General features: G+C 67.3%; 10 protein-coding genes and 1 pseudogene. 6 read left to right on the top strand and 5 right to left on the bottom strand.

What is annotated here, in order from left to right; translation table 11 throughout:
• Positions 1–80 precede the first annotated feature (80 nt).
• Positions 81–704, top strand: a complete 624-nt coding sequence (eda, locus tag ACXJKR_RS19700; protein ID WP_200955318.1) for a bifunctional 4-hydroxy-2-oxoglutarate aldolase/2-dehydro-3-deoxy-phosphogluconate aldolase — start codon at positions 81–83, stop codon at positions 702–704.
• The gene (locus tag ACXJKR_RS19705; RefSeq protein WP_457324257.1) at positions 701–1,246 is read left to right on the top strand and encodes an MOSC domain-containing protein; all 546 of its coding nucleotides are present in this window, start codon (positions 701–703) and stop codon (positions 1,244–1,246) included. Before eda ends, ACXJKR_RS19705 begins: the two co-directional genes overlap by 4 nt.
• On the opposite strand, the gene ACXJKR_RS19710 is transcribed toward ACXJKR_RS19705, so the two are convergent.
• Together ACXJKR_RS19710 and ACXJKR_RS19715 are read right to left on the bottom strand one after the other, a co-directional pair.
• Positions 1,243–1,785 carry a PaaI family thioesterase gene (locus tag ACXJKR_RS19710; RefSeq protein ID WP_056202381.1) on the bottom strand — a complete coding sequence of 181 codons (543 nt, stop codon included), beginning with the start codon at positions 1,783–1,785 and terminating at the stop codon, positions 1,243–1,245. The two genes, ACXJKR_RS19705 and ACXJKR_RS19710, sit on opposite strands and share 4 nt — an antisense overlap.
• Before the next feature lie 68 nt (positions 1,786–1,853).
• On the bottom strand, positions 1,854–2,252 hold the full coding sequence (locus tag ACXJKR_RS19715; RefSeq protein WP_457324258.1) for a DUF4902 domain-containing protein: 399 nt from the start codon (positions 2,250–2,252) through the stop codon (positions 1,854–1,856).
• Between the two features lie 105 nt (positions 2,253–2,357).
• Between ACXJKR_RS19715 and ACXJKR_RS19720 the strand changes: the two genes are divergently transcribed.
• From ACXJKR_RS19720 to ACXJKR_RS19730, 3 genes are all read left to right on the top strand, one after another.
• Positions 2,358–3,086 (top strand): helix-turn-helix transcriptional regulator, encoded by a 729-nt coding sequence (locus tag ACXJKR_RS19720; RefSeq protein WP_082532931.1) that lies wholly within the window; start codon positions 2,358–2,360, stop codon positions 3,084–3,086.
• 300 nt (positions 3,087–3,386) lie between these two features.
• Entirely contained in the window at positions 3,387–3,638 is a 252-nt protein-coding gene (locus ACXJKR_RS19725) for a hypothetical protein (RefSeq protein ID WP_157281978.1), read from the top strand.
• 104 nt (positions 3,639–3,742) lie between these two features.
• Positions 3,743–4,390, top strand: coding sequence for a CatA-like O-acetyltransferase (locus tag ACXJKR_RS19730; protein WP_457324259.1), 648 nt, complete (start codon positions 3,743–3,745; stop codon positions 4,388–4,390).
• Here the strand turns inward: ACXJKR_RS19730 and ACXJKR_RS19735 are convergent.
• The gene (locus ACXJKR_RS19735) at positions 4,387–5,295 is read right to left on the bottom strand and encodes an SDR family oxidoreductase (protein WP_457324260.1); all 909 of its coding nucleotides are present in this window, start codon (positions 5,293–5,295) and stop codon (positions 4,387–4,389) included. The two genes, ACXJKR_RS19730 and ACXJKR_RS19735, sit on opposite strands and share 4 nt — an antisense overlap.
• Positions 5,296–5,417: 122 nt before the next feature.
• Between ACXJKR_RS19735 and ACXJKR_RS19740 the strand changes: the two genes are divergently transcribed.
• Positions 5,418–5,630, top strand: a complete 213-nt coding sequence (locus tag ACXJKR_RS19740; RefSeq protein WP_057301230.1) for a DUF4287 domain-containing protein — start codon at positions 5,418–5,420, stop codon at positions 5,628–5,630.
• A gap of 27 nt (positions 5,631–5,657) precedes the next feature.
• Here ACXJKR_RS19740 and ACXJKR_RS19745 read toward each other — a convergent pair whose 3' ends face one another.
• Positions 5,658–6,428 carry an exodeoxyribonuclease III gene (locus ACXJKR_RS19745; protein ID WP_457324261.1) on the bottom strand — a complete coding sequence of 257 codons (771 nt, stop codon included), beginning with the start codon at positions 6,426–6,428 and terminating at the stop codon, positions 5,658–5,660.
• Between the two features lie 18 nt (positions 6,429–6,446).
• A pseudogene (locus tag ACXJKR_RS19750) lies at positions 6,447–7,040 on the bottom strand (dihydrolipoyl dehydrogenase); the annotation flags it as partial.

Below are 7,040 nucleotides of genomic sequence, written 5' to 3' on the forward strand. Positions count from 1 at the left end.
GCCGCAAGCTTCGCCAAGCGGGCCGGCTCGGGAGCGGCCCAGCGCTCGGCCCGAATACCCCGGTCTTATGGAGAATTGAAATGATCGACACCCTGAGCCTGGCCAGCCACGGCCCCGTCATCCCCGTCATCGTCATCCAGCGCCTGGAAGACGCCGTGCCGCTGGCCGAAGCGCTGGTTGCTGGCGGCGTGCGCGTGCTCGAAGTGACGCTGCGCACCCCCGTCGCCCTGCAGGCCATGGAAGCCATGGCCAGGGTGCCGGGCGCCATCGTCGGCGCCGGCACGCTGCGCAGCCCGGCCGACGTGACGAACGCCAAGAATGCCGGCTGCCAGTTCGGCGTCAGCCCCGGCTACACCGACGCACTGGCCGCCGCCTGCCAGGCCCAGGGCCTGCCGCTGCTGCCCGGCGTGTCGACGGCCTCCGAGGTCATGCAGGCCAATGCGGCCGGCTTTGGCTTCCTGAAGCTTTTTCCGGCCGTTGCCGTCGGCGGCGTCAACCTGCTGAAGTCGCTCGCCGGCCCCTTCCCGGACGTGGCTTTCTGCCCGACCGGTGGCATCTCGCTGGAGACGGCGCCGCAATTCCTGAAGCTGCCCAACGTCAAGGTCTGCGGCGGCTCCTGGCTGACGCCGCAGGACGCGGTCGACGCCAAGGATTGGGCGCGCATCACCAAGCTGGCCTCCGAGGCCGCGGCACTGCGCGCATGACGCTGGCGGTCGTCGCGGCCGTCTGGTCCAGCGCAACGCACAGATTCTCCAAGTTCGCTAGAGGCGAGCTGCGCTTCATCGCAGGGCAGGGCGTCGAAGGCGACGCCCATTGCGGCGTGACGGTCAAGCACCGCTCGCGCGTGGCGGTGGACCCGACCCAGCCCAATCTGCGCCAGGTCCACCTGATCCAGGGCGAGCTCTTCGACGAGCTCGCCGCCCGCGGCTTCGGCGTGCAGCCCGGCCAGATGGGCGAAAACCTCACGACCCGCGGCATCGACCTGCTCGCACTGCCGCGCGACACCGAACTGCGCATCGGCGCCGAGGTCGTGCTGCGGGTGACCGGCCTGCGCAATCCCTGCCCGCAGATCGAGAACTTCGAGGCTGGCCTCTTGAAGGCCGTCGTCGACCGCGATGCCGACGGCGAGGTCGTGCGCAAGGCCGGCATCATGAGCATCGTGCTGGCCGGCGGTGCCGTGAAGCCGGGCGATGCGATCACGGTACGGCTGCCGCCGCTGCCGCACCAAAAGCTCGAGCGCGTCTAGCTCGGCAGGTCGAACAACAGGCAGGTGGTGCTGGCGTGGGCGTAGAGCTTGCCGTCGTGGCCGACCAGCGTCGCCTCCGACGTCGTCACCTGGCGGCCGCGGTGCACCACCTTGCCGATGGCGCGTACGAAGGGCACCTTGTCGCTCAGCGCGCGCACGAGGTTGATCTTGAACTCCAGCGTCGTGTAGCCGCGGCCCACCGGCAAGGTCGTGTGCACCGCGCAGCCCAGGGCGGAATCGAGCAGCGTCGCGAACCAGCCGCCGTGCACGCTGCCGAGCGGGTTGTAGTGCTTGAACTGTGGTCGCCCCTGGAAGACGGCGATTCCGTCCTCCACCGAGATCAGCAGGAAGTCCAGCGTCTCGCTGATCGGTGGCCGGGGTGCCAGGCCATCCAGCATGGCCTGCATCTGTTGCAGGCCGGTCTTGCCAGCCAGCATGGCCCGCGAAGCCAGGCCGGTTTCACCCTGCTGCCGCGTGCGCAGCGCGGCCTCGTCAGCTTGCCATTGGGAAAGGACGGCTTCGGGGGAGGGAGAACTCATGGCGGCGGCTTCAAGCGATGAAGCCCTCGATTCTGCGCAAAGCCGGTGCCCCGCGCTGTCACCAGTGTTCAAGCGGCCAGGCGCTGCTCCGCAACGGCCTTGCGGCGCGAAGGTTCGTCCATCCTCAGCTTGTCCAGCACTGGGCCCTGCCAGGGCAGCAGATACACCAGCGTCGCCAACGTCGCGCGGCGACGCGACGACAGCAGCGGGCGGCCGCGGGCGTCCAGCAGCAGCACGTTGGAGCGCACATTGAGCGGATCGGCCTGCGCGACGGTGCCCTCGTTGATCTCGACCCAGTCCCATTCCACCCAGGCGCAGGCGTCGGCATAGCAGCGCTCCCAACGCGTCGAGCCGCTGACGCGGTGCTCGTCGCGGCGCACGCGGTGCACCTGGGTCCGGGCGTGGCGGACATCCTGGGCGGCGCTGGACAGCGCGGCCACCGGCCAGCAGACGCTGCCTTCGGGCAACTGGATCAGGGTTGGYATGGACGGCTCCTCTGTGTCGTGTGATTCGAACGGGAGGGCAGTCTCTGGTCAGGGCCAGTGGGGAACAAGCTGGCAGACTTGGCAGGTATGGGTAAGCCCGAAATGAACTACCAGCAGCTGATCGACGTCGGCCTGAGTGACGACTTCGAAAGCTTCGAGCGCCGTCTTGTCGCGACGGCGGATGCGCTGGGCTTCCCGATCATCTCCGGCGTGCTGATGCGTGGGCGCCTGCAGGACGCCGATGTGCAGATCACGTCGCTGGGGAATACGCCCGAGGGGTATCTCGCGGTGGCGAAGGACCTGGGCGAGGCCCGTCGGGATCCCGTCATGGCCAAGCTCATGAGCCATGCCGTGCCAGTCGTCTACGATCAGAAAACGTATGTAGCGGCGGACGCCGGGGACATCTGGGAAGCGCAGGCACCCTACGGCTACAAGACGGGAATCGCCGTCAAGCTGCACCTGCCGGGTGACAAGCACTTCCTGCTCGGCGTGGATCGCGACGAGGCGCTGCCCGAGCCGGGCATGCAGCTGATGCAGATGGTTGCGGGCCTGCAGCTGCTGGCTGCGCATGCGCTGACGGCGGCGGACCGGCTGCTGGGCGCGAAGCTCAACAAGGGTGATCTGCCCAAGCTGACCCGGCGCGAGCTGGACGTGCTGAGCTGGACGGCCCAGGGCAAGACGGCCTGGGAGGTCAGCGTCATCCTGGGCATGAGCGAGAAGACGGTGAACTTCCATCTTGGCAATGTGATGCGCAAGCTGGGCGTGACGTCCAAGCACCAGGCAGTGCTCAAGTGCGTGGCTGCCGGCATTCTGTAATGCGGTTTCAACCTAGCAGACTTGCTAGGTTTCTAGGGGGGCTAAAACAGGGAAAGTGCGGGCAGGCGACATCTAGCCCCCACCCTGCAGGAGCCCCCCATGAAAGTCATCGACCTGATCTGCGAACTTCTCGGTCTGCCCAAGCTTGGAGGCTGACCTGATCGACGGGTTCCTTGCCCAATGCATACAGCGATAGATTGCGCAGATGACCAGCTCCAGCCAACGAGCTCCGCATCCCTCGCATTCCTGATGCCGCTGCACACGGCCCSGGCCCCCCACCCTTGCCGCAGCACAGGCACCGTGTCCATTTCCCCCGAAACCTATGCCCGGCTTTTGAGCCTCGCCGATCAGGCGCCGCTCGATTGCCTGCCACTGACGTCGCGCACCCTGGCATGCGCCAAGACGCTGGGCTACAACCAGATCGGCCAGATCCGCAGCACGCCCAACAGCCGCCTCTTTGCCGACCTTGGCGAAGATCGCGCCGAGGAACTCCAGCGGGCCCTCTATGACTTCGGCGTGCGGCCGATGCAAGGCGGCGAGCTGAGCGGCTGACGCGCAACCACCCTTCAACTCCTTCGAGCCCGCCTGCTTCGGCAGACCGGGCTCCTTTTTTGTCCACGTTCACGCATGTGCCTTCGTGCGAGCATGCGGTCCGTATGCAAGACCGCGACATCCCTCTCGACGCCTGGCCGCGCCGCGCCGCGCTGGCACATTTCCGCACCATGGCCCAGCCGGCCTTCAGCATCACCGCGCCGGTCGACGTGACCGGCCTGCGCGAGCGCGCCGCTGCTCACGGCGCCACGCCCTGGCTGGCCTACCACCACGCCGCGCTGGAGGCCGCCAATGGCATCGATGCGATGCGCCAGACGCTGACCGACGGCGGCCGGGGCGTGCGCGAGTTCGGCGTCATCCATGCCAGCACGACGGTGCTGCGCGACGACGGAAGTTTTGGCTTCCTGACGCTGCCACGCGAACCTTCGCTCGCCAGCTTTGCCGCCCGCGCCAAGCCCGGCATCGAGCGCGTGCGCCATGCCAGTGGCGACCTTTTCGCCGCCGATGAGCCCGGCGACGTGCGCGAGGAAACGCTGGTCCACATGACCGCGCTGCCCTGGCTGGGGTTCACTGCGTTCACCCACGCGCGCGGTCAAGGCGACGACCGGCCCAAGGTGGCCTTCGGCCGCTTCACCGAGACGAACGGCCGGCTGCTGATGCCGGTCGCCGTCGATGTGCACCATGCACTGTGCGACGGCGTGCACATCGGGCGCTTCTTCGAACGCTTCCAGGCAAATCTGGACGCGATCTAACGATAGGCCGCCACGTCGACGTCGCCCGCCTCGCTGTCGAGCATGTGGCGCCAGGCGTCGGGCTGGCTGCCGTCCAGGTCGGTGAAGCCGTAGATGCGGGCCAGCTGGCCGCTGGACAGCGACTGGCCGTTCCAACGCGCGACGTCGGGGTCGGTCGCGAGCGCCACGACGGCCCGCCCGACGAAGGCCGGGCTTTCGGCAATCGCGAAGCCCGGCACGCGGTCGATGGCGTCGCGCCAGTTGTCCTCGCGCACGCCAAAGGCCTCCAGCATGGCCTCGGAGCGCAGCCAGCCCGGCGTCAGCGACAAACCCGTGGCACCGTGCGACTTCAGCTCATGGCCCAGTGCAAAGCCCATGCGCAGCACGGCCGCCTTGGCAAGGTCGTAGAAGAAGGAATTGCGGTAGCGCGTGCCGTTGTATTCCTCGGTGCCGTCATTGATCTCCACCACCAGGCCGCCCGGCGCCTTCAGCAGCAGCGGGATCGCGAAGTGGCTGGTGATGGCATGAGTGTCGATGGCCAGGCGCAGGCTGTGCAGGCCGAATTCGAGATCCGACTCCCAGACGGTCTTGCCCCATTCGATCTTGCTCGCGCCGAAGATGTCGTTGACCAGAACGTGCAGTGCCCCCTGTTCACGTTCGATGCGAGCGACCAGATCGCGCACTTCGTCGGCCACCAGATGATCGACCTTTACCGCGATGCCACGGCCGCCCGCAGCATCGACGAGAGCTGCCGTCTCCTCGATGGTTTCGGGTCGATCCATCTCCGAGCGGGCCGCCTGCGTGCTGCGCCCGGTGCAATAGACCGTCGCACCGGCCTCGCCCAGGGCCACCGCGATGCCACGGCCTGCGCCGCGCGTGGCGCCGGCCACCAGGGCCACCTTGCCTGCCAGATGCCTGTTGTGCATGTCACTCGCCTTTGAAATGACCGGTTTGCGATTCGCGGTTTGTCGAAACTCGCTGCTCCGATTCGTCATGCAGCAGATGCCGGCCGATCGCCGGGCGTCAGTCAAACTTGAAGGGTATCGATATGGCAACGCAAGACAACAAGGTCAAGGGCCCCGCCTCCTATTTCCCCTCCATCGAGAAGAAATACGGCCAGCCCATCGCGCACTGGGAACAGGTCATCACCCGGGCCGGGCCGTTGAAGCACATGGAGCTGGTCAACCTGTTGAAGGCCGAGCACGAGATGGGCCACGGACACGCCAATGCGCTGGTGGCCTGGGTCCTCGCGAAGAAGTAGCCCGCGTCGTCCGCGCGCTATCCGAGGTCAGTCGTCGAGGGTGACGATGACCGGCGCATGGTCGCTCGGCCGCTCGTTCTTGCGCGGCAGCTTGTCGATCTCGCAGGCCGCCACGCGGGGCTTCAAAGCCTCGCTGACGAGAATGTGGTCGATGCGCAGGCCCTGGTTCTTGCGGAAGGCCAGGTTGCGGTAGTCCCACCAGCTCCAGCTCTTGGGAGGCTGCTCGAAAAGCCGGAAGGCGTCGGTCAGCCCCAGGGCTATGAGCTGCTGGAAGTGCTCGCGCTCCTGCGGCGTGCAGTGGATCTGGCCAGCCCATGCGACGGGGTCGTAGACGTCGCGGTCCTCGGGCGCGATGTTGAAGTCGCCCATCAGCACCAGCTCGGGGTGCTGCTTCATTTCCTCGATCAACCAGCCGCGCAGGCCGGTCAGCCAGTTCATCTTGTAGGTGAACTTGTCGCTGTCGGGCGCCTGGCCGTTCGGGAAGTAGCCGCCGATGACGCGCACACCGCCCACGGTGCCGGCGATGACCCGGGCCTGCTCGTCGGCAAAGCCGGTGATGTTCTTGACGACGTCATCCGCGCGTTCACGGCTGATCAGCGCGACGCCGTTGTAGGTTTTCTGGCCGAACCACTGCACCTGGTAGCCGGCCTCGCCGATCTCCATGGTCGGGAATTTGTCATCGGTGAGCTTGGTCTCCTGCAGCACCAGCGCATCGACGGGGTGGGCAGCCAGCCAGTCCAGCACCTGCGGCAGGCGGACGGCGAGGGAATTGACGTTCCAGGTAGCGAACTTCTTCATCCTGTGATCCTAGCGTCGTCAGCCGCCGACCTCGGCCTCGGTATCGCAGTCCATGCAGTTCTCGATGGGCGGCGCAGGCAGGTGGAGATCGCTGTGCAGCTGGCGCAGCGCCGTGCGCAGGCCTTCCTCCACGACCGGGTGATAGAAGGGGCAGTCCAGCATCTGCTGCACGGTGTCGCCGCGCTGCACGCTCCAGGCCAGCAGGTGGCCGAGGTGCTCCGCGGCCGGGCCGATCATCTCGGCGCCCAGCAACCGGCCCGTGCCGCGCTCGGCATAGACATGCAGGCCGCCGCGGTTGACGAGCATGACGCGGCTGCGGCCTTGATCAGCAAAGCTGACGCGGCCGACGTCAAAGTCGCGGCCCGTGGCGACCAGCTCCGAATGGCTTGCCCCCGCAATGGCGATCTGCGGCTCGCTGAAGACGATCGCCAGCGGCGCACGGCGTGGGCGACTGTGCACATCGGGCCAGCGCGCCGCGTTGTCGCCGGCGATGCGGCCGGCGTCCGACGCTTCGTGCAGCAATGGCCGGTCGTTGGTGACGTCGCCGGCGATGAAGACCGGCATGCCGCCCCACTGGCTGGTGTGGCGGTCGATCAGCGGGTGGCCTTGGGC

It is taken from the genome of Roseateles sp. P5_E11 (assembly GCF_054049355.1).